The sequence below is a fragment of the Streptomyces sp. CBMA152 genome (assembly GCF_014596475.1).
In the GTDB taxonomy this organism is placed as follows: domain Bacteria; phylum Actinomycetota; class Actinomycetes; order Streptomycetales; family Streptomycetaceae; genus Streptomyces.
The window spans coordinates 1-21,231 of record NZ_MECJ01000036.1 but is presented as its reverse complement, the minus strand read 5'-3'; the positions used below and the strand labels follow the sequence as shown (position 1 = coordinate 21,231).

The following is a 21,231-nucleotide window of genomic DNA, read 5'->3' as shown; positions in this document are numbered from 1 at the left end:
ACCCGATCGGGTGAGAGGGCGTACGCAGGGCCGTGACCGGTGGTTACGCTCGGCTGCCATGTCGCGCTCGCGCCCCCTCTTCAGCGTCGTCGTCCCGGTCCACCGCGTGCAGGGCTTCCTGCGCGCGACCCTGGAGTCGGTGCTCGACCAGTCGTACGGGGACCTGGAGCTGATCGCCGTCGACGACCGCTCGCCGGACGACTGCGGCGCGATCGTCGCCGAGTGCGCCGAGGTCGACGCGCGCGTGCTGCCGCTGGCCCTGTCCACCCATCGGGGTCCGGGCCCGGCCCGCAACGCCGGGGCGGCGCACGCGTGCGGGGACCATCTGCTCTTCCTCGACGGCGACGACCTGCTCCTGCCCGGCGCGCTCAGGGCGCTGGCCGAGCGGCTGCGGGAAAGCGGCGACGACGCCCTGGACGTGCTGCGGTTCGGGCACGACCGGATCGACTGGTGGGAGCGGGTCACGCCGGGTGGCCCGGCGTTCCCGGACGCCCCGAGCCCGCCGGTCGCCTGGAACCGGCTGTTCCGGCGGGAGTTCTGGCTGCGGCACGAACTCGCCTTCACCGACGGGCCGTACGAAGAGATCGACCCGGTCGTACGGGCCGAGCGGCTGGTCGCCGAGGGGCGCGCGGCCTCGCTCGACCGGGTCTGCGTGCGCGTGCGGGAGCGGCGTGCCGGGGGCTTCGCGGCCACGCCGGGGCGCGGGCACTTCCGGGTCCTGGACGCGTACGCGCCGCTGCTCGCCGCCGACCCCGGGCTGCGCCCGACGGCGGTCGCGCACCTGCGGGCGATCCGGGACGACCCGGGCCGCATCCGCCCCGCCGACCGCCGCGCCTTCCACCACGCGGCCGACCGCCTCCTCGGCGGAGCCCTCGGCCCGTACACCGTCCATCGCGTACAGCTGGCAATCGATCAACAGGCGCTAAAAGCAAGGGAGGTGGTGACACGGGCCAAGAAGAGTGCGCGTTCCCGCATCCTGCGGACCGCCTATCGCGTCGATCTCCACCGCCCGCTCGATCCACATCTGGTCGTCCACGGCGCGTACTGGAACCGGGGTGTGGCCTGCAATCCCGCCGCCGTGCACGCCAAGGCTCGTGAACTCGCGCCGCAGCTGCGGCACCTGTGGGTGGTGGGGGCGAGGCACGCCGAGCGGCTGCCGCCCGGGACCGATCATGTGGTGGCGGGGTCGCGGGCGTACTGGCGGGCCATGGCGACCGCCGCGTATCTCGTGAACAACTCCAGCTTTCCCGGCGGGTTCACCAAGCGGCCCGGGCAGGTCTATCTCCAGACGCATCACGGCACGCCGCTGAAGTCGATGGGGCTCGACCAGCGGCGTTACCCGGCGCTCGCGGCCACCATGGACTTCGACAAGATCCTCGCCCATGTCGACCAGTGGGACTTCAGCCTCTCCGCCAACCCCCACTCCACCGAGATCTGGGAGCGGGTCTATCCGTCCTCCTCGTACGCGCACCTGAACCTCGGATATCCGCGCAACGACCGCTATTTCACGGCCACTTCGGACGAGATCGCCGCGATCCGCGCCTCGCTCGGCATCGAGTCAGGCCGTCGGGCGATCCTGTACGCGCCCACTCACCGGGAAGGGCGGACTGACGGGTTCGCGTCCCCGCTCGACCTGGCCGCCTTCGTACGGGAACTCGGCGACGCGTACGTCCTGCTGGTGCGGGCGCACTACTTTCACGGGACGTCGGCCGCCGTGCCCGAGCACCCGGGGCTGCTCGACGTCACCGGGCACCCCCGCGTCGAGGACCTGTGCCTGGCGGCGGACGCGCTGATCACCGACTACTCGTCGCTGATGTTCGACTACGCCTGCCTGGACCGGCCGATCGTCGTGCACGCCCCCGACTGGGCCGCCTACCGGGCCACCCGGGGCACCTACTTCGACCTGCTCTCGGGGCGCCCCGGCGAGACCCCGGGCGCGGTCGCCACCAGCGACGACGAGCTGATCGGGATCTTCCGCGAAGGGGCGTGGGACACGGACGCGACGGACAAGCTGCGCACGGCGTTCCGGGCGCGGTTCTGCCCGTACGACGACGGGCGCGCGGCGGAGCGGGTCGTGCGCCGCGTCTTCCTCGGCGAAAAGCCGCCCAGGCTCCCGTCACCCGGATGGACGGGCTGAGGTGACCGGCCCCGGGTTGGGGGGTTGAGCACGCGTGGGGCGGGAAGCGCCCCGCCCGCCGGCAGGAAGGTACTCCCCGTATGACGCCCCGCCTCAGCGTCGTCGTCCCCGTCCACAACGTCGAGGAGTATCTGGGCGCGTGTCTGGAGTCGCTGGCCCGGCAGAGTCTCGACGACCTCGAAGTGGTCCTGGTGGACGACGGCTCTACGGACGCCAGTGCCGCCGTCGCCCGTGAGTTCGCCGCGCGGGACGACCGGTTCACCGTGGTCGGCAGGGAGAACGGCGGCCTCGGCGCCGCCCGCAACACGGGCGTACGGCACACCGCGCCCGGCGCCGAATACCTCGCCTTCGTGGACAGCGACGACGTACTGCCCTCGCGCGCCTTCGAGTTGCTGGTCGGCTCGCTCGACAAGTCCGGCTCCGACTTCGCGTCCGGCAATGTGCTGCGCCTGGGCGTGGGCGGACGGCTGCGTCAGCACCCGCTGTTCACCGAGCCGATGCGTTCGACGCGCCGCGCCACCCATGTGACCGGCCACTGGCCGCTGCTGCTCGACCGGATCGCCTGCAACAAGGTGTTCCGCCGGGAGTTCTGGGACGCGCACTCCTTCGCGTTCCCGGAGGGCGTCCTGTACGAGGACATCCCGGTGATCCTGCGCGCGCACTTCGCCGCCCGCTCGGTCGACGTGCTCCAGGACGCCGTCTACTACTGGCGTTTCCGGGACAGTTCGATCACCAACAAGCGCGCGGTCGTACGCGGGGTGGCGGACCGGACGGCGGCGGTGCTCGGGGTGAGCCGGGGGCTCATGGGGACACCGGGGCACAAGAAACGTTACGACGAGTCCGTGCTGCGCGAGGACCTCTGGTACTTCATGCAGGTCCTGCCCGACGGCGACCCGGCGTATCGGGAAGCGTTCCTGCGGTACGCAGGGGAGTTCACCGATCAGGTGGACCCCGACGTGCTCGCCGGGCTGCCGCCGCACCACCGGGTGAAGTGGCATCTGGCCCGCGAGAAACGGCTCGAAGAGCTCGTGGCGCTGCTTGAGTTCGAGCGCCGCAGTCCCCGTACGCACCGGGTGCGCGGGCTGCGGCGGCGCAGCGCCGAGTACCCGGTCCTCACCGCGCCCGTCCCGCGCGACGTCCTCGCGCTCGCGCCCGGAGACCTGCCGCTGGAGGCCTGCCTGACCGGCGCCGAATGGCACGAGGGCATGCTCAGGCTGACCGGGTACGGATACGTCCGCAACATCCCCGCCCAGGTGCGGCGGCACGCGCTGAAGGCGGCGTGGCTGCGCGCCCCCGACCGGCGCGCGCTCCCGCTGCGTCTGCGCCGCGTCAACGACCCGTCCATCACCGCCCGTTCGGGCCAGGAGCTGCACCGCTACGACTGGGCGGGCTTCGAGGTCACCGTCGATCCGGCGCGGCTGCTCACCGAGGCCGCCTCCACCACCTGGAAGCTCGTCCTCGGGGTGCTCGGTCACGGCGTCGCGCGCCGGGGCGGGGTCGCGGACGCGGGCGCGCACCTCGGCGTGCACTACCTCGACGAGCACACCCGTATCGTCCCGGTCTTCGCTAGCGGCCGGTTCCAGCTGACCGCCGAACGCGTCCACACCTGGCTGACCGGCCACGACAGCCACGACGGCCGCCTCACGCTCACCGGCGAGACGAAGAGCCGGGCGGTGGCGCTGCGGCTCGGCCACTGGCATTCGGACGCGGCGATCCAGGTCCCGCTGGCCCGCGACGGCGAGCGGTTCACCGCCGAGGTGCCGCTCGACGAACTCGCCCAGGTACGCGGCCGGGGCCCGGTCAGAGCCCCGCACGGCGAGGCGCGGCCCGCCGACTCGTACAGCGTCCAGCTGGTCAGACCGGACGGCAAACGCCTCGCCGTCGCCGCGCCCCCCGGGCTCCCGCTGGGTCGCCACACGGTCCCCGGCGGGCGCGAACTCGCCGTCACCGTCAGCGCCTGGGGCAACGCGCTCGTCGCCGACCAGCTCCCGCACGCGTACGCGGAAAGCGTCACCTGGACCGACAACTCGCTGGTCGTCGACGGGTGTTACGGCGGCGGCGAGGACCTGCCACTCCGGCTCTGTCGCACCACCACCGAGGAAGAAGTCGAGCTGCCGGTGCGGCACGCGGGCGACCGGCTGCGGGTCGAGTCGGCGTACGAGGCGCTGACGCTGCTCGCGGAGGGGACCTGGCAGCTGTACGTCGGCGACGCGCCGGTCCGGGTCCCGGTCGCCGCGCACCCCGGTCTGCCCGCAGCACGAAGGATCGGCGGCCGCGCCTTCTCCGTCGAGCGCCGCAGCCACGACCAGCTGGTGCTCGTCGTCTCCAAGGGGGCGTCGGTATGCGCGAGTTGAGCATCGAGGGTGCCTGGGTGAGCGAGCCGCAGGTCTTCCTGGACAGTCGGGGCAGCTTCCACGAGTGGTTCAAGGAGGGCGACTTCCACTCCGCGACCGGCCACGCGCTGGGCCTCGCGCAGGCCAACTGCTCGGTCTCCGCGCGCGGCACCCTGCGCGGCGTCCACTTCGCCGATGTGCCCCCTGGCCAGGCGAAATACGTGAAGTGCGTACGGGGAGCGGTCCTCGACGTCGTCGTGGACCTGCGGACCGGCTCGCCCACCTTCCAGCGCTGGGAGCCGGTCCTGCTCGACGACCGCGACCACCGCTCCGTCCATCTCGCCGAGGGTCTGGGCCACGCGTTCATGGCGCTGACCGAGGGCGCCACGGTCGTCTACCTCTGCTCCGAGGGGTACGCGCCCACCCGCGAGCACGGCATCCATCCGCTCGACCCCGACCTGGCGATCGAATGGCCGACCCATCTCACCCCGCTGCTCTCGCCCAAGGACGCGGGGGCGCCGAGCCTCGCCGAGGCGGGGGAGCGGGGCCTGCTGCCCTCGTACGCGGCCTGCACGGCCTGGTACGCGCGGCAGCGGGCGGCCCTGATCCCGGCCCAGCAGTGACGTTCGGTCCGGGCGCCCCGCAGTGACGTTCAGGCGGCCGAGCCGGAGGCGCCCGCGCCCACCCGCTCGGCCGCCACGAGCGCGGGCAGCGCCTCGGCCAGCGCCTCCCGCCAGTGCCTGATCGGCCCGAGGCCCGCCTCGGGCCAGCGGTCATGGCCCAGGACGCTGTACGCGGGGCGCGGCGCGGGGCGTGCGAAGGCCGCGCTCGTGGTGGGCCGCACCCGTGCCGGGTCCGCGCCAAGGAGCCGGAACGTCTCACGGGCCAGCTCGCACCAGGTGCCGTGGCCTCCGCTGGTGCCGTGCCAGTACCCGGCGGGCGCGGCGCCCGCGAGCGCCGCCTCGCCGAGCCGTACAAGCCGGTCGGCGAGGTCGGCCGTCCAGGTGGGCTGGCCGCGCTGGTCGTCGACCACGTCCAGATGCTCGCGCGCCGACTCAAGCCGGATCATGGTCCGTACGAAGTTGGCGCCGCCCGCCCCGTACAGCCAGGCCGTGCGCACCACATGGCCGGAGTGCGGCAGCAGCGCGCGCACCGCCCGCTCGCCCGCCAGCTTGGTCCGGCCGTACGCGGTGCGCGGGCCGGTCGGCGCGGACTCCGGGTACGGGGTGGTGGCGTCGCCCGTGAAGACGTAGTCCGTGGAGACATGCAGCAGGAGCGCGCCCGTCTCGGCGCAGGCGCGCGCCAGATGTTCCGCGCCCCCGCCGTTGATCCGCAGCGCCTCCGGCTCGCGGGTCTCGGCGTCGTCGACGGCCGTCCAGGCGGCGCAGTTGACGACGACGGCCGGGCGGGCCGCCGCGACCGTGTCCCGTACCGCCGTGGCGTCGGTGAGATCGAGCGCCGAGCGGTCGGCCGCATGCGTCGGATGGTCCGTGAGCCGGGCCACCACGTCCCGGCCGAGCATCCCGCCCGCGCCCGTGACCAGCCAACTCCCGCTCACAGGGCGGCCTTTGCTTGCAGCGGCTCCCACCAGGCGCGGTTGTCGCGGTACCAGGCGACGGTCTCGGCGAGCCCTTCGGTGAAGTTCCGGCGGGGCGCGTAGCCGAGCTCGGCGCGGATCTTGGCGCAGTCGACCGAGTAGCGCCGGTCGTGGCCCTTGCGGTCCTCGACGTACTCGACCCGGTCCCAGTCCGCCCCGCACGCCGCGAGCAGCAGTCCGGTCAGCTCCTTGTTGGTGAGCTCGGTGCCGCCGCCGATGTTGTAGATCTCGCCGGGCCGCCCGCCGGTCCGCACCAGCTCGACGCCCTGGACGTGGTCGTCGATGTGCAGCCAGTCGCGGACATTGAGCCCGTCCCCGAACAGCGGCACCGTGCCTCCGTCGAGCAGCCGGGTGATGAAGAGCGGGATCACCTTCTCCGGGAACTGGTGTTGCCCGTAGTTGTTGGAGCAGCGCGTCACCCGCACGTCCAGGCCGTGGGTGCGGTGGTAGGAGAGCGCCACCAGGTCGGCGGACGCCTTGGAGGCCGCGTACGGGGAGCTCGGCCGCAGCGGGTGCTCCTCCGGCCAGGAGCCGGACGCGATCGAGCCGTACACCTCGTCCGTGGAGACCAGGACGAACGGGCCGAGGCGGTGGCGCAGCGCGGCGTCGAGCAGCGTCTGGGTGCCGAGGACGTTGGTCCGTACGAACTCGGCGGCGCCCAGGATCGAGCGGTCGACGTGCGACTCGGCGGCGAAGTGCACCAGCTGGTCGTGCTCGCCCACCAGCTTGTCCACCAGGCGCGCGTCGCAGATGTCGCCCTCCACGAAGGCGAAGCGCGGGTGGGCGCGGACCGCGTCGAGGTTGGCCGGGCAGCCGGCGTAGGTGAGCTTGTCGAGGACCGTCACGGCGACGCCGCCGGGCCCCGCCGGGCCGAGCAGCGTACGGACGTAGTGCGAGCCGATGAACCCGGCGCCGCCGGTGACGAGGATGCGGGATGTGGTCGTCATGCCGAGATCTGCACCTTGCTGTGGTCACCGAGGACGAGCCGGTGGGCGGCGGGGATGTGCGGGGCCGGGGTGATCTCCACGTCGCGGCCGATGAGGGAGGCCTCGATACGGCCGACGCCGTGCAGGGACGAGCCGCTGAGGACGATCGAGTACTCGATCTCGCTGTCGGTCACCCGGCAGTTCTCGGCGATCGAGGTGGACGGGCCGATGTAGGAGTTCTCCACCACCGTGCGCGGCCCGATGATCGCCGGGCCGACGATCCGCGAGCCGCGCACGGTGGCGCCCTTGCCGATCCGCACCCGGCCGATGATCTCGGTGGCGTCGTCGACCGATCCCTCGTCCTCGGGGGTGAGCAGCTCCAGCACCGAGCGGTTGACCTCCAGCATGTCCTCGACGTTCCCGGTGTCCTTCCAGTAGCCGGAGATCACCGTCGAACTCACCTTCAGGCGCTGGTCGATGAGCCACTGCAGCGCGTGCGTGATCTCCAGCTCGCCGCGCTCGGACGGGTTGATCGCGCGGACGGCCCGGTGCACGGCCGGGGTGAAGAGATAGACGCCGACCAGCGCCAGGTCGCTCTTGGGGTGGAGCGGCTTCTCCTCCAGGCGCGCCACCCGCCCGTCCGTGTCCAGCTCGGCGACGCCGAACGAGCGCGGGTCGGGCACCTTGGTGAGCAGGATCTGCGCGTCGGGCCGCTCGGCCCGGAACTCGTCGACCAGATCGGTGATCCCGCCGACCACGAAGTTGTCGCCCAGGTACATCACGAAGTCCTCGTCGCCCAGGAACTCCCGGGCGATGAGCACCGCGTGGGCCAGGCCCAGCGGGGCGTGCTGCGGGATGTAGGTGACGCGGAGCCCGAACCGCGAGCCGTCGCCGACGGCGGCCCGGATCTCGCCCGCGGTGTCCCCGACGATGATGCCGACGTCCGTGATCCCGGCGGCCGCGATCGACTCAAGGCCGTAGAACAGCACCGGCTTGTTGGCGACCGGCACCAGCTGCTTGGCCGAGGTGTGCGTGATCGGCCGTAGCCGGGTGCCGGCGCCGCCGGAGAGTACGAGTGCTTTCACTTCAGACCACCGGATTCCGAGAGGCGAGGGACAGGTAGTGAACGACGGCTGAAGCCGGGGATTACGCCTGGTGGTGAACCATACGGGTGATTCACCGCATGGTGCTTTTGCCCAAGATCCGCAGGCGGAGCAACTGCCCCGGGGTGAAAGTGCTTTGATCGCTCCGGCGCGTACCGTCCGGTGGTTGATACGTTCGGCCGCCATGAGCGCGCAGACATTCGGGATGAACTGGGACGTACGGCGGGGCAGGGTCCTGGTCGGGGCCGTCGCCGCGGTCGGGTTTCTCGCCAAAATGGTGCTCGCCGCCAACACCCGGGGGCCCGCCGACGTCTACTTCTTCTCGCAGTTCGCGCGGCACATCGAGAAAGTCGGCCCGATCCGCATCTACGCCCATCCGATGCGGGGGCTGCCGGTCTACAACCATCCGCCGCTGGCCGGCTGGATGCTCCTGGGACTCGACCGCATCGCCCGGCTCGGCATCGAGTTCGGCACACTCATTCGTACGCCCGCGTGTCTGGCCGACTTCGCCGCCGCGCTGCTGGTGTTCGAAATCGTACGGCGGCGCCAGTCCGTGCGAATCGCCGTCGCGTGCGGAATCGGCGTGACGCTTTCGCCCGTACTCATTCCCGCCTCCGGATATCACGGGAACACCGATTCGGTGGCGGTGACCTTGGCCCTGGCCGCCGCCTGGCTGCTCGCGGACCGCAAGTCGCCGCTCGCCGCCGGGGTGTGCGCGGCGGTCGCCGTCAGCATCAAGTTCGTGCCCGTGGTGGCCCTGCCCGCGCTGGCGGTGGCGGCCTGGCGCGGCGGGCGGCGGGAGTTCGCGCGCTTCACGGCGGGGCTCGGCTCGGTGCTCCTGGTGCTGTGGGGGCCGGTGCTGCTGACCGTGCCGGGCGCGCTGCGGGCCAACGTCCTCGAATACAAGGGCGGCAACTTCCGGCTGTGGGGGATCGTCAAGTTCGCCGACTGGCTGGGCTTCACCAACGAGTCGATCGCCACGCTGCGCGGGCCCGGCCACTTCGTGGTGGTCCTGATCTGTGTGGCGGCGGGCGTCTGGCCGGCCTGGCGCCGCCCGGACCGGCTGCCGCTGGCGGTCGCGGTCACCCTGAGCGTGTTGCTGCTGCTCAGCACCGCGTCCGGCGTGCAGTACCTGGCCTGGCCGGTCGCCGCGCTCTTCGCCGTCGGCGTCTGGGAGGGCCTGGCCTACAGCGTGCTCGCCGGGGTGCTGGCGTCCTGGGTCTACACGATCCAGAAGCCCACCCGCTGGACGTACGACCAGCAGGTCCTGGGGGCGTACGCCTGGGCGGCGCTGCTCCTCGGGATCGCCTCCGGGTACCGGGCGATCTTCGCCGAACACCAGGCACAGCCCGGCGGGACGGCCGTTCCCGCCCCGGCGCCGCGCGCCGAGCAGACCCCCACCTCCGTCAACTGACCGCCCCGCAAAGGTCCCTGGAGACGCCCGTGCAGGAAATCCCCGCCCCCGCCCGCAGCCCCCGGATCGGCATCCTCGTCGTCGCGTACAACGCCGAGACCACCTTGGAGAAGACCCTCGACCGCATTCCGGTCGACTTCCGCTCCCGTATCGCGGACATCCTCATCCTCGACGACGCCAGCCACGACGGAACCTTCACCGCCGGATGCCGCTGGTCCCAGGCCGAGGGAATGCCGAGAACCGTCGTCATGCGGCACACCAAGAACCTCGGATACGGCGGGAACCAGAAAGCGGGATACGCGCTGGCGGCGGAACGCGGGCTCGACATCGTGGTCCTGCTGCACGGCGACGGGCAGTACGCCCCCGAATTGCTCCCCGAGATGGTCGCGCCCCTCGTGAACGGCGAGGCCGACGCCGTGTTCGGCTCGCGCATGATGCACAAGGGCGGGGCGCTGCGCGGCGGAATGCCGCTCTACAAATGGCTGGGAAACCGGATTCTCACCCGTCTGGAGAACTCCCTCCTCGGCTCCCGGCTCACCGAATTCCACTCCGGCTACCGCGCCTACAGCATGGCCGCGCTGCGAAAGCTCCCCATCGGGCGCAACACCGACGCGTTCGACTTCGACACCCAGATCATCGTCCAGCTCATCGACGCCGGAATGCGGATCCAGGAGATCCCCATTCCCACCTATTACGGCGACGAGATCTGCTACGTGAACGGTCTCAAGTACGCCAAGGACGTGGTGAAGGACGTCCTCGAATACCGGCTCGCGGTCAAGGGGTTCGGCACCTGCCCATGGATTCCCAAGCCCGACGGATACGCCTTCAAGGAGGGCGACGGCTCCTCGCACTCCGTCATCCTGGAGCGCATGCGGGGCCTGCCGCCGGGCCGTGTGCTCGATCTCGGCTGCTCCGGCGGCCTGTTCGCCGAGCGCCTGGAGGCCCTGGGGCACGAGGTGACCGGCGTCGACTGCGTCGAGGTGGCGGGGGTGCGCGAGAAGTGCTCGCGGTTCCTCCTCGCCGACCTGGAGGAGGGGCTGCCGGAGAGCGTCGGGCGCGGTTACGACTATGTGGTGGCCGGGGACGTCGTCGAACACCTCTCCCGGCCCGAGCGCGTCCTCGCCGAGATCGCCCAGGTGCTGCGCCCGGGCGGTCAAGTGCTGCTGTCCGTACCGAACTTCGGGCACTGGTACGCGCGGCTTCGCGTCGTCCTCGGGGTGTTCGGGTACGACCGGCGCGGCATCCTCGACGAGACGCATCTGCGCTTCTTCACCCGGGCCAGCCTGCGCCGCACGGTTCGCGACGCGGGGTACGACGTCCTCCATCTGACCTCGACGGGCGCACCCTTCTGGGCGCTGCTCGGCGGGCGCGGTCTCAAGGGGGCGCTCGCCGGAGCGCTCGGCGGGATCTCGCGGCTGCTGACCCGGCTGCGGCCCACCCTGTTCGGCTATCAGCACGTCGCCGTTCTCACGCCGCACGCGGCCGAGACGATCATCGCCGGGGAGCACGTCGATGTACAGGACATCCTCAACCGTCAGTACACCCCCGCCGACCGCGTGGGCGTCTGAGCCCGAGCCGGTGCCTGCATCTCAAGTCCCGGTCAGGAGGCCGCTGTTGAACCTGTCCAGCCTCGCCCTGCTGCTGTTCGCGGTGTTCTCCTCGGCAGGCGGCCAGATCATGCTCAAGCACGGGATGCGCACGGCGGCCGCCGCCGTGGAGCGGGGCGGCGGCTCGATCGCGCTGCGGGCCGCCACCAGCCCGTGGATCGTGATCGGCCTGGTGGTCTTCGCCGTCTCGGCGGTCGCCTGGATGTCGACGCTGGCCCGGGTGCCGCTGTCGATCGCCTACCCGTTCAACGCCCTGGGCTATCTGCTGATCGTCCTGGCCAGCTCCACCGTGCTGCACGAGCGGACTTCGGTGTGGACGTGGGCGGGCTCGCTGCTCGTGGTGGTCGGCCTCGTCACGGTGATGGCCGGCCAGCAGGGCTGACCCGCCGGGCGCCGCTCTGGCCCGGCAGCGGCGCCACGGCTCGCTCCATCGGCGTCGGCGCCTCGGCCTCCTCGCCGAGGAAGACCGTGCGCACCACCCGCTCGGCGGCGCGCCCGTCGTCGTACGTACAGAACCGCTCGCGGAAGGCGGCCCGCAGTGCGGCATTGGCGTGGCTGTTCCAACTCCCGCTCTGGAAGCAGGAGATGAGCTCGTCCGTACTGGTGGTGACCGCTCCGGGGGTGTCCCCGGGGCGGCCCGACAGCAGGTCGAAGCAGACGCCCCGGACCGTGCGGTAGACCTCCCAGTCGGGGGCGTGCACCACGATCGGGCGGTCCAGGTCGGCGTAGTCGAACATCACCGAGGAGTAGTCGGTGACCAGCGCGTCCGCCGCCAGGCACAGGTCCTCGACGCGCGGGTGGTCCGAGACGTCGAGCAGCCCGGGGTGCTCGGGCAGGGCGGCGGAGGCGTAGAAGTAGTGCGCGCGGACCAGCAGCAGGGAGTCCGGGCCGAGCGCGTCGGCGACCCGGGCCAGGTCGAGCGCGCTGTGGAAGCCGCGCTCGTAGTCGCGGTGCGTCGGCGCGTACAGGATCACCCGGCGGCCCGGCGCGATGCCGAGGGTGCGGCGGACGGCGGCGATGTCCTCGGCGGTGGCCGTGGCGTACACGTCGTTGCGCGGATACCCCGTCTCCAGGTGCTTCACCGCACTCGGGTAGGCGCGCGACCAGGTCTCGGTGGTGTGCGCGTTGGCGGAGAGCGAGTAGTCCCAGCGGTCCACCCGGGCCAGGAACCGGCGGAAGCTGAAGCCCTTGGCGGCGGCCGGGTGCGCCAGCTGGTCCAGGCCCATGCGCTTGAGCGGGGTGCCGTGATGGGTCTGGAGGTGGATCTGGCCGGGCCGCTTGACCAGGTGGTCGGGGAAGTTGACGTTGTTCACGAAGTACGTGGCACGGGCCATCAGCCGCCAGTACGCGCGTGTGTCCGGCACCACGAACGCGTGCCCGGCGGCCGCCTCCGCCTTGCCGACCACCCACACGCCCTTGATGTGCGGCGCGAGCCGGGCGGCCGCGCTGTGGATGGCGGCCGGATTACAGCTGACGCCCCGGTTCCAGTACGCGGCGTACACCGCGAGCCGGGGGTCGAGGGGGAGCAGCCGCTGAAGGCGGTAGTAGTGCCGAAACGCCGTGCGCAGTACGGACTTTCGCAGGCCCCGTACGCGCGAGCGCAGCCTGCGACGGCTCGCCAGGGCCCCGTCCAGGGCGGCCAGCGCCAAGGGGCGGCCCTCGGTGAACAGTCGGGTGCGCAGCCCGGCGCGGCCGCCGGGGGTGCGGTGCCCGGCCGGGCGGTGGGTCCGGCAGAACGCGGCCACCGCCCGCACATAGGCCGCCCGCCCCCGGCGCCCGCCCGGGTACAGCTTCAACAACTCCCGTACCGCCAGGGCGTACAGCGGGCCGCGCAGCTTCTCGGTGCCGGGGCGCGCGGCGGTCTCGGTGAGCAGGCGCGCGTACTCGGCGACGATGTCACGGCGGTCGACGCGGGGGCGCGTGACGGCCCGCTGCCCGCGGTGGTCCACGCACGGCGTCGGCAGGCAGGCCACCGACCCGGCCGCCATCAGCGTCGTCAGCGCGCACCTGGCCTCGGCCCGCTCGCCGGAGCCGAACGACAGGCCCTCGGCGCGCCAGAACGTGCGGCGCACCGCGCGGTTCCAGCTCACCGGGGCCACATCGAGGAGCCCCGGCCGCGCGGCCGCCGTCGTCACCGCGTCCCCGGCCGCCCGCAGCACGTCCAGGGAGCGGCTGGGCTCGGGGGTGCCCAGGAACGGCGTACGGAGGTGGCCGAACAGCAGCACATCCGGGTCCCCGGCCTCCTTCAGCCGGTCCGCGAGCGCGGCGAGCGCGCCCGGCAGCTGGACGAGCCCCGGCTCCAGGAAGAGTAGATAGTCGCCCTGCGCCTGCCCGGCCCCCGCGTCGCGGCGCTCCCCGGCGCTCACCGTCAGCGGCAGGTGCACCGCCCGCACCCGGCGGTCGGCGGCGGCCAGTTCGTCGAGCAGGCGCCCCGAGCCGTCCGTCGAGCCGTCGTCGACACCGATGACCTCGACATCCCCGTACGACTGGCCAAGCACCGACTCCAGACATTCCCGCAGCTGTCCGCGGACGTCGTGGACGGGCACGATGACGGTGAAACGGGGCAAGGAGGGACCTCTTCCGGGGTCGGGGGATTACAGGGGGGTCAGACCAGGCCCGCGAGTTCGCGCTGGGCCGCGGACGTGCGAAGGACGGCCGAGGGGGCCGGGCGGCGGTCCTCGACGGGGACGAACGCGGGCAGGTTCGCGTTCTGGCCGAGGAAGACCCGGCGCACCACCCGCTCGGCGGCGTGCCCGTCGTCGTACGGACAGAAGCGGGCCCGGAACGCGGCCCGCAGCTGCGCCGAGCGGGAGCCGCGCCAGTGGCCGGTGGAGAAGATGTCGATCAGCTCGTCCTCGGTCCTGGCGACCGCGCCGGGCGGGAAGGCGCGCAGGTCGAAGTAGGTGCCGCGGGCCGCCTGGTAGGCCTCCCAGTCGTCGGCGTGGACGACGATCGGGCGGTCCAGGTTGGCGTAGTCGAACATCAGGGACGAGTAGTCGGTGAGCAGCGCGTCGGCGGCCAGGCAGAGCTGTTCGACCGACGGGTGGGCGCTGACGTCGATGACGCGGGGGTGGGTGTCGTCGCCGGTCAGCGGGGCGCCGTAGGAGAAGTGGGCGCGGGTGAGCAGGACGAAGCCGGGGCCGAGCCGGCGAGCCACGCGCTCCAGGTCGAGCGGGAGGTGCTGGCCGCGCCGGTAGTCGCGCGGGGTCGGGGCGTAGAGCACGGCGGTGGCGTCGGCGGGGATGCCGATCAGCTCGCGCAGCCGGGCCACGTCGGCGGCGTTCGCCTCCTGGAACACGTCGTTGCGCGGGTAGCCGTATTCGAGCGTGGTGTAGCCCGAGGGGTAGGTGCGCTCCCAGGTGAGGGTGGAGTGCACATTGGCGGAGAGGCTGTAGTCCCACTGGTCGGCGCGGGCGACGAGGGCGGAGAAGTCCGTGTCGCGGGCGGCGGCCGGGCGGTCCATCAGGTCCAGGCCCATCGTCTTCAGCGGGGTGCCGTGGTGGGTCTGGAGCAGCGTCTGGCCGTCCCGCTTGACCAGCCGGTGGTCGAAGTCGGCGTTGCTGACCAGGTACTTGGCGCGGGCCAGCGCCGTCCAGTACGCGAAGGTGGCGGGTCGCAGTTTGCGGGTGGCGGGCGGCACGGTGTGCAGATGCTCGGGCGCCGCGATCCAGGCGGTCCGCACCCGGGGCACCAGCTCGCGCACCTTCGCCTCGATCGCCGCCGGGTTGCAGACGTACCCCCGGTTCCCGTACGCGGTGAAGACCGCCTCCTCCCGCAGCGGCAGGCGCAGTTGGACGCGGTAGTGCAGGCGCAGCACGGCGGCGCGCAGCATCCGCCCGAGCGCCGGGGTGTGCCGCACCACGCGGGCGCGCAGTGCCCGCAGCGCCCCCAGGCTGCGATACGTACGGTGGGCGCCCAGCCGCACCAGACCGTGCCGCACCCGTACGCGCAGGGTGCGCGGGCCTGCACCGGGGGAGCGGTGGCGGCGGTACTGGGCGCGGGCGCGGCGGAAGAACTCGGCCCGGCTCCCGCGCGGCAGCCGCACCCGCGTGGTGAACACCGTCAGGACGTGGTCGGCCATCTTGCGGAAGATCAGCGGCCGCCAGCAGGCCAGCTCCGGGCGGGAGTCGATGAACGCGAAGACTCGGTCGTACTGGTCGAAGAGGTCGAAGTGGCGGTGGCTGGTGGTCGAGAGGATGCTGCCCTGGCGGCGCTGGTGGTAGTGGACGCAGACGCGGTCGAGCGTGCTGAGCGAACCGGCCGCCATCAGCGCCGGATACGTCCACGGCGCGTCCTCGTAGAAGCCGGGCGCGAAGCGGAAGCCCTGCTCCTCGACGAACTCGCGCCGGTACGCCTTGTTCCACACCACGCTGAGCAGCTTGAGCAGCCCCGGCCGGTCGGCGAGCGTGAAGCTCGCGGGCCCGGTCTCGGCGAGTTGGGCGGCCGACTTGTTGCGGACCCGCTCGCCGTTCCAGTACGTCCGCGCGTAGTCGTAGACCAGCACGTCCGGGTCGCCGGTCTCCTTGAGGCGGTCGGCGATGGCCTGGAGGGCGCCGGGGGTGAGGGTGTCGTCGCCGTCGAGGAAGACGATGTAGTCGCCGGTGGCGTGGGCGAGTCCGGCGTTGCGGGCGGGGCCGAGACCCGTGTTGACGTCGAGGTGGACGGCGGTGACGCGGCGGTCGCGGGCGGCGAGTTCGTCGATGATCGCCCCGCACGCGTCCGGTGAGCAGTCGTCCACCGCGATCAGTTCCAGGTCGTCGTAGGTCTGGCTGAGCACCGAACCCAGGCAGTCGTGGAGATACGCCTGGACCTTGTACACGGGAACGATCACGCTGAACCGGGGCATGGCCCGTAGAACGGCGAATGCCGCGAGCGGGTTACGCCGCTCGCGGCAGACGGGGTAAACCCGCGGCGGCTATTTGACGGCGCCCGCCATCACGCCGGAGACGAACTGGCGCTGGAAGGCGAAGAAGACGGCCAGCGGGATGACCATCGAGACGAACGCGCCGGGCGCGAGCACGTCGATGTTGTTGCCGAACTGCCGTACCTGCTGCTGGAGGGCGACCGTGATCGGCGGGTGCTTGGAGTCCGCGAAGATCAGCGCGACCAGCATGTCGTTCCAGACCCACAGGAACTGGAAGATGCCCAGCGAGGCGATCGCCGGGCCGCCCAGCGGCAGCACGACCCGGGTGAACAGCCGTATCTCGCCCGCCCCGTCGAGCCGCGCGGCCTCCAGGAGCTCGCGCGGGATCTCCGCGAAGAAGTTCCGTAGGAGGAAGATCGCGAACGGCAGTCCGAAGGCGACGTGGAAGGTGATCACACCGACCGTCGTCTCGAAGATCCCGATCTTGCCGAAGAGCTTGGCGACCGGTACGAGGGCGATCTGGACCGGCACGACGAGCAGGCTCACCACGATCATGAACCACCAGTCGCGGCCGGGGAACTCCATCCAGGCGAAGGCGTATCCGGCGAGCGAGCCGATCACGACGACCAGGACGGTGGCCGGGACGGTGATGATCACCGTGGAGAGCAGCGAGTCGGTGACGGTCTTGTTGTCGAGCAGGGTGGAGTAGTTGTGGAAGGTGAGCTGGGAGGGGTGGCTGAAGATCTTCCACCAGCCGCTGGAGGCGATGTCGGAGGGGCCGCGCAGTGAGGAGAGCAGCAGCCCGACGGTCGGCATCAGCCAGAACAGCCCGACGAGGATGAGGAAGACCCGCATCGCCCCGCCGCCGGCCCGCGCGGCGATCCGGGCCGGGAGGGACTGCTTGGCCCGGACGATTCCGTCGACAGCCGTCATCGCCGCGCCTCCCGCCGCATCCTGCGAATGTTGAAGAGCATCACCGGCAGGACCAGGATCAGCAGCAGTACGGCGATCGCGCTGCCGATGCCGAGGTCCGCGTCCGTGCCGAACGAGGAGCGGTAGAGCTGGAGCGCCAGCACATTGGCGTCGGCCTGGCTGGAGCCCGGGGCGATGATGAAGATCAGGTCGAAGATCTTCAGTACGTTGATCACCAGCGTGACCAGGACGACCGCGAGCACGGGCGCGAGCAGCGGCACCGTCACCCGCCGGAACACCTGCCACTCGTTGGCGCCGTCCACCCGCGCCGCCTCAAGCAGCTCACGCGGCAGCCCCGCGAGCCCGGCCGCGATGAGCACCATCGCGAAACCGGCCCACATCCAGATGTACGAGCCGATGATGGCCGGGGTGACGAGGTTCGGGCCGAGCCAGTTGACGCCGTTGTACGGCTCGTGGAAGTTGCTCTGCGGAAGCCGCAGTTGGGCCCCGTCGGCCTTGGCGGGGAGCGTGAACGTACCGTCCGCGCGGGCGGTGGCGGTGGCGACGACTGAACCGTCTCGTACGGCCTCGATCTTCAGGCCCTTGAGGCCCAGTTCCTTGGGGTCGACGATGTTGGGGGTGCCGCCGCCTCCCTTGGTGAAGTCCAGCCAGGCCGTACCGGTGATCTGCCCGGGCACCGGCTGTGCGGCCTTCGCGGGCTTGGCCGAGGACGGCATCTTGTCGGCGGCGACCCCGACGAGCGGGAGCAGCGCCGGGGTCCCGGCGTGGACGACGTCCTTCGTGACGAACGAGCCGCCGCCGCCCGCCTTCAGGGGCGCGGAGGGCAGTGGATGGGCGCGCGGGAACCCGGCGGACTGCGCGAACGTGTCGTGCACGCCCACCCAGACGGCGTTCGCGACCCCCCGGTCCGGGTCCTGCTCGTACACCAGGCGGAAGATGATCCCGGCGGCGAGCATCGAGATCACCATCGGCATGAAGACGATCAGCTTGAACGCCGTTCCCCAGCGCACCCGTTCGGTGAGCACCGCGAAGATCAGCCCGAGCGCGGTGGCGATCGTGGGCGCGCAGACGACCCAGATGGCGTTGTTCTTGACCGCCGTACGGATGGTGTCGTCGGTGAAGAGCGTCCTGTAGTTGTCGAACCCGGCGAATCCGTTGCCGGACTGGTCGAAGAACGAGCGGTAGACCGAGTAGCCGATCGGATACACGACGAGCGCGCCGAGCAGCACGAGCGCGGGCAGCAGAAAGGCGGCGGCGAGGTACTTCCGCGTCCCGGTCACGCTGCGGCGCGGACGCGGGGCGGGCACCGGGGTGGTGGACCCGGTGGCGGGCGCGGTGGTCATCGCCGGATCAGTTCTTGTACGCCGCGGCCGCGTCGGCCTCCAGTTTGGCCTGGGCGCCGGCGACGTCCTTCGGGTTCTTCAGGAAGTCCTGAAGGTCCTTCCACTCGCCCTTGCCCGGCGTCCCGCCGAAGGACTGCGGGGCCTGGTCGGACATGTCGAACCGGACGTCGTCCCCGGCCCCGACGAGCGCCTTGGCGATGTCGCGCTGCACGTCATTGGGGTAGGCGGCCAGGTCCGTGGCCTTGTTGGGCGAAACGTATCCGCCCGCCGCCGCCCAGATCTTCGCCGCGTCCGGGGAGGCCAGCCAGGTCAGCAGGGCCTGGGCGCCCTTGGTGTCCTTGAGGGCCACGGCCGCGTCGCCGCCGGTGACGACCGGCGCCTTGGCGCCGACGGCCGGGAACGGGAAGACCTTGGCGTCGGTGCCGATCTTCGCCGAGGTCTGCGCGATGTTGACGCTGACGAAGTCGCCCTCGAAGACCATGCCCGCCTTGGGCTGGTCGCCGCCGGTGAAGGTCTGGGTGACGGAGGCCGGGAACTCGGTCTGCAGGGCGCCGGTGGTGCCGCCCGCGATGAGATCCGGCTTGCCGAAGAGCTGGCCGAGGGTGGTGAGCGCGTCCTTGACGGACGGGTCGGTCCACTTGATCTTGTGCTGCGCGAGCTGGTCGTACTTGTCCGGCCCGGCCTGCGAGAGGTAGACGTTCTCGAACCAGTCGGTGAGGGTCCAGCCGTCGGCGGCGCCCACGGAGACCGGGGTGACGCCGGAGGCCGAGATGGTGTCGGCGGCGGCGAGGAAGTCCTTCCAGGTCTTGGGCACTTGGGCGCCCGCGGTCTCGAAGACCTTGGTGTTGTACCAGACGAGGGACTTGTTGGCGGCCTTGAAGTACACGGCGTACTGCGTCCCGTCGACCTGCCCCAGGTCGCGCCACACCTTGGCGTAGTTCTTGTCGAGCTGCGCCTTGGCGTCCGCGCCGACGGGCTTGAGCCACTTCTTCTGCGCGGCCTGCTGGATGGCGCCGACCTGCGGGAGCATGGCGACATCGGGGGGACTGCCACCGGCGATCTTGGTGCCGAGGAAGTTGACGATGGGGTCCTGAGCGGGGACGAAGGTGACACTGGCCCCGGTACGGCCCTCGAACTCCTTCAGCACCTTCAGGAAGTTGGCCTGCTCGGGCCCGGTCCAGACGGCGGCGACCTCGATCTTCTGGCCGTCGAGCCGGGGGAGTTGGAGGGCGGGGGCGCCGCCGCTCTTGGAGGGGGTGGCTTTGCCACCGACCGTCTTGCTGTCGCTGCTGCACGCGGTGGCGACGAGGGCCAGCGCGCCGATGGCCGCCACCCCTGCCAGTTTCCGCCCTGTCCGCCCTGTCCGACCCGTACGCATGAGCTGTCCGCCTCTCGCCGCCGAGGTCGTCCCGTCCGGACAGTCCTACGCCGGGCGCGGGGGCCCCGCAATACCGCTCTCGCCCCCAACGGGTCGATCGTGATGGGCTCGTGACGTTACGTCAGGCGGGTTTGGCCCCACCCCGCCCCTTCCCGAAAGCCTCCGGCGGGTGTCGTTTGTCTGCGGGCCGGTGGGGGCTGGTCGCGCAGTTCCCCGCGCCCCTAGGAGGGCCCGAAGGGCCCATTAAGGGGCGCGGGGAACTGCGCGAGCGACCCAGCATGGTCCGCAGACGAAAGCGGGGTGCAGGGGCCGCAGGCCCCGCAAAAGGGGCCCGGGTAACCACCCCCACCCGCCCCCGGCAGGGTTTAGGGAAGGGGCGGGGTGGGGGCTAAAGCGCCGCGGGCGGGGCCGCGTGGACCAGTCTCGCCGCACGATCCAGCGCACTCGCAAGCAGCGCCAAGTCCGTAGGCCCATTGCCGAGTTCACGGACCGGCCGACGGGCCGGGGGGTCGCCCATGCGCTCCCACTCCAGGGGCACGACCGTGGGCCGCAGCGTCGCCGTACGCGGTATCCGCCCAGTGACCCGCCCGCCCTGGAAGGGCGTGACAACACCGTCCGCCCCGAACAGCCGCCCCCGCCCCGGCGACGGCTCGTCCGGCGAAGGGACGAGCGGCGGCGCGTCGAGCCGCACCACCTGACGTACCCCCCGCGCCAGCTCCGTGTCCCCCGTACGCTCAGGACGCGCCGACGTCGCCACCAGATGCACCCCCAGCCGCTCCCCGTCCCGAGCCACGGCTTCAAGCGCCCGCACCACCGACCCCGCAGCGGGCCGCCCCGGGCTGCCGAGCGCGGGTGCGACCAGCGCGTCCAGGTCGTCGACGAGGACGACGAGACGGGCCAGCGGCGGCGGCCCCGCCTCCGTACGCGTACGGGCCAGCGGGCGCAGTCGCAGCGTGCTGGTGGACGGCCCGTCCACATCCCCGCGCTCGGACCCGCGCTGCTCACCGGCGGACCGCCCGGCCGACTCCTGCGCGTCCGAGGCGGCCCGCGCCACCCACTCCGCGAACCCGACGCCGTCGAGCAGCTCGGCCCGCCGCTTCAGCTCCGCCCCGAGCGCCTGCGCGAACTCCCGCATCCGGACGGGATCGGAGGCCACCAAGTACGTGGAGACATGCGGGAGTTCGGTGCACGCGCGCAGGCCGTCGCCGCGCTCCCCGCCCGCCCCGTCGACCAGGATCATCCCCAGCCGGTCCGGCCGCGCCCCGGCCGCGAGCGACGCCGCGACCGCCCGCAGCAGCTCCGTACGGCCGCTGCCCGCCGGTCCCTCGACCAGCAGATGCGGGCCGTCGGAGGCGAGGTCGACGCCGACCGGGCCGCGCGGCCCGGTGCCGAGCACGGCCGTGCCGTCCGGGGCGGGGGGCCGGAGGGGGCGGTGGGGGGGGGGGGGGGGGGGGGAAGGGGGGGGGGAGGGGGGGGGGGGGGGGGGGGGGGGGGGGGGGGGGGGGGGGGGGGGGGGGGGGGGGGGGGGGGGGGGGGGGGGGGGGGGGGGGGGGGGGGGGGGGGGGGGGGGGGGGGGGGGGGGGGGGGGGGGGGGGG

Annotated in this window: 15 protein-coding genes; 6 read left to right on the top strand and 9 right to left on the bottom strand. The window is 72.2% G+C overall.

The genetic code is table 11. From position 1 onward, the window contains the following. Positions 1 to 58 precede the first annotated feature (58 nt). From BG418_RS36955 to BG418_RS36945, 3 genes are all read left to right on the top strand, one after another. The gene (locus BG418_RS36955; protein WP_188278449.1) at positions 59 to 2,137 is read left to right on the top strand and encodes a CDP-glycerol glycerophosphotransferase family protein; all 2,079 of its coding nucleotides are present in this window, start codon (positions 59 to 61) and stop codon (positions 2,135 to 2,137) included. A gap of 80 nt (positions 2,138 to 2,217) precedes the next feature. Beyond that, positions 2,218 to 4,491 (top strand): glycosyltransferase, encoded by a 2,274-nt coding sequence (locus BG418_RS36950; RefSeq protein ID WP_188278448.1) that lies wholly within the window; start codon positions 2,218 to 2,220, stop codon positions 4,489 to 4,491. Next, the gene (locus BG418_RS36945; protein ID WP_188278447.1) at positions 4,479 to 5,093 is read left to right on the top strand and encodes a dTDP-4-dehydrorhamnose 3,5-epimerase family protein; all 615 of its coding nucleotides are present in this window, start codon (positions 4,479 to 4,481) and stop codon (positions 5,091 to 5,093) included. The genes BG418_RS36950 and BG418_RS36945 overlap by 13 nt, the downstream gene beginning before the upstream one ends. Positions 5,094 to 5,122: 29 nt before the next feature. Here BG418_RS36945 and rfbD read toward each other — a convergent pair whose 3' ends face one another. Genes rfbD through BG418_RS36930 form a run of 3 tightly spaced genes read right to left on the bottom strand, consistent with a single transcriptional unit; the run spans position 5,123 to position 8,078 of the window. Further along, on the bottom strand, positions 5,123 to 6,028 hold the full coding sequence (gene rfbD / locus BG418_RS36940) for a dTDP-4-dehydrorhamnose reductase (protein ID WP_188278446.1): 906 nt from the start codon (positions 6,026 to 6,028) through the stop codon (positions 5,123 to 5,125). After that, complete coding sequence (gene rfbB / locus BG418_RS36935; protein ID WP_188278445.1) at positions 6,025 to 7,014, bottom strand: dTDP-glucose 4,6-dehydratase; 990 nt, start codon at positions 7,012 to 7,014, stop codon at positions 6,025 to 6,027. The genes rfbD and rfbB overlap by 4 nt, the downstream gene beginning before the upstream one ends. After that, positions 7,011 to 8,078 (bottom strand): glucose-1-phosphate thymidylyltransferase, encoded by a 1,068-nt coding sequence (locus BG418_RS36930; RefSeq protein ID WP_188278444.1) that lies wholly within the window; start codon positions 8,076 to 8,078, stop codon positions 7,011 to 7,013. Before BG418_RS36930 ends, rfbB begins: the two co-directional genes overlap by 4 nt. Positions 8,079 to 8,280: 202 nt before the next feature. On the opposite strand from BG418_RS36930, the gene BG418_RS36925 reads away from it, so the two are divergent. From BG418_RS36925 to BG418_RS36915, 3 genes are read left to right on the top strand one after another with little or no spacing between them, the layout of a single operon-like run. Then, entirely contained in the window at positions 8,281 to 9,510 is a 1,230-nt protein-coding gene (locus tag BG418_RS36925) for a glycosyltransferase 87 family protein (RefSeq protein WP_223185981.1), read from the top strand. Between the two features lie 29 nt (positions 9,511 to 9,539). After that, positions 9,540 to 11,078: a methyltransferase domain-containing protein gene (locus BG418_RS36920; protein ID WP_188278443.1), complete on the top strand. Its 1,539-nt coding sequence runs from the start codon at positions 9,540 to 9,542 to the stop codon at positions 11,076 to 11,078. 46 nt (positions 11,079 to 11,124) lie between these two features. Next, positions 11,125 to 11,499 (top strand): EamA family transporter, encoded by a 375-nt coding sequence (locus tag BG418_RS36915; RefSeq protein ID WP_223185980.1) that lies wholly within the window; start codon positions 11,125 to 11,127, stop codon positions 11,497 to 11,499. Here BG418_RS36915 and BG418_RS36910 read toward each other — a convergent pair. From BG418_RS36910 to BG418_RS36885, 6 genes are all read right to left on the bottom strand, one after another. Beyond that, positions 11,471 to 13,684 (bottom strand): bifunctional glycosyltransferase family 2 protein/CDP-glycerol:glycerophosphate glycerophosphotransferase, encoded by a 2,214-nt coding sequence (locus BG418_RS36910; protein WP_188278441.1) that lies wholly within the window; start codon positions 13,682 to 13,684, stop codon positions 11,471 to 11,473. The genes BG418_RS36915 and BG418_RS36910 overlap by 29 nt on opposite strands. 38 nt (positions 13,685 to 13,722) lie before the next feature. After that, positions 13,723 to 15,963, bottom strand: coding sequence for a bifunctional glycosyltransferase family 2 protein/CDP-glycerol:glycerophosphate glycerophosphotransferase (locus BG418_RS36905; RefSeq protein ID WP_188278440.1), 2,241 nt, complete (start codon positions 15,961 to 15,963; stop codon positions 13,723 to 13,725). 69 nt (positions 15,964 to 16,032) lie between these two features. Then, a complete protein-coding gene (locus BG418_RS36900; protein WP_188278439.1) occupies positions 16,033 to 16,914 on the bottom strand; it encodes a carbohydrate ABC transporter permease in 882 nt (293 codons plus the stop codon). Further along, the gene (locus BG418_RS36895) at positions 16,911 to 18,257 is read right to left on the bottom strand and encodes a carbohydrate ABC transporter permease (protein ID WP_188278438.1); all 1,347 of its coding nucleotides are present in this window, start codon (positions 18,255 to 18,257) and stop codon (positions 16,911 to 16,913) included. Before BG418_RS36895 ends, BG418_RS36900 begins: the two co-directional genes overlap by 4 nt. A gap of 7 nt (positions 18,258 to 18,264) precedes the next feature. Beyond that, positions 18,265 to 19,635, bottom strand: coding sequence for an ABC transporter substrate-binding protein (locus tag BG418_RS36890; protein ID WP_188278437.1), 1,371 nt, complete (start codon positions 19,633 to 19,635; stop codon positions 18,265 to 18,267). Between the two features lie 388 nt (positions 19,636 to 20,023). Further along, positions 20,024 to 21,231, bottom strand: a 1,208-nt coding sequence (locus BG418_RS36885; RefSeq protein WP_399001737.1) for an FtsK/SpoIIIE domain-containing protein, incomplete at its 5' end; no start/stop codon positions are given.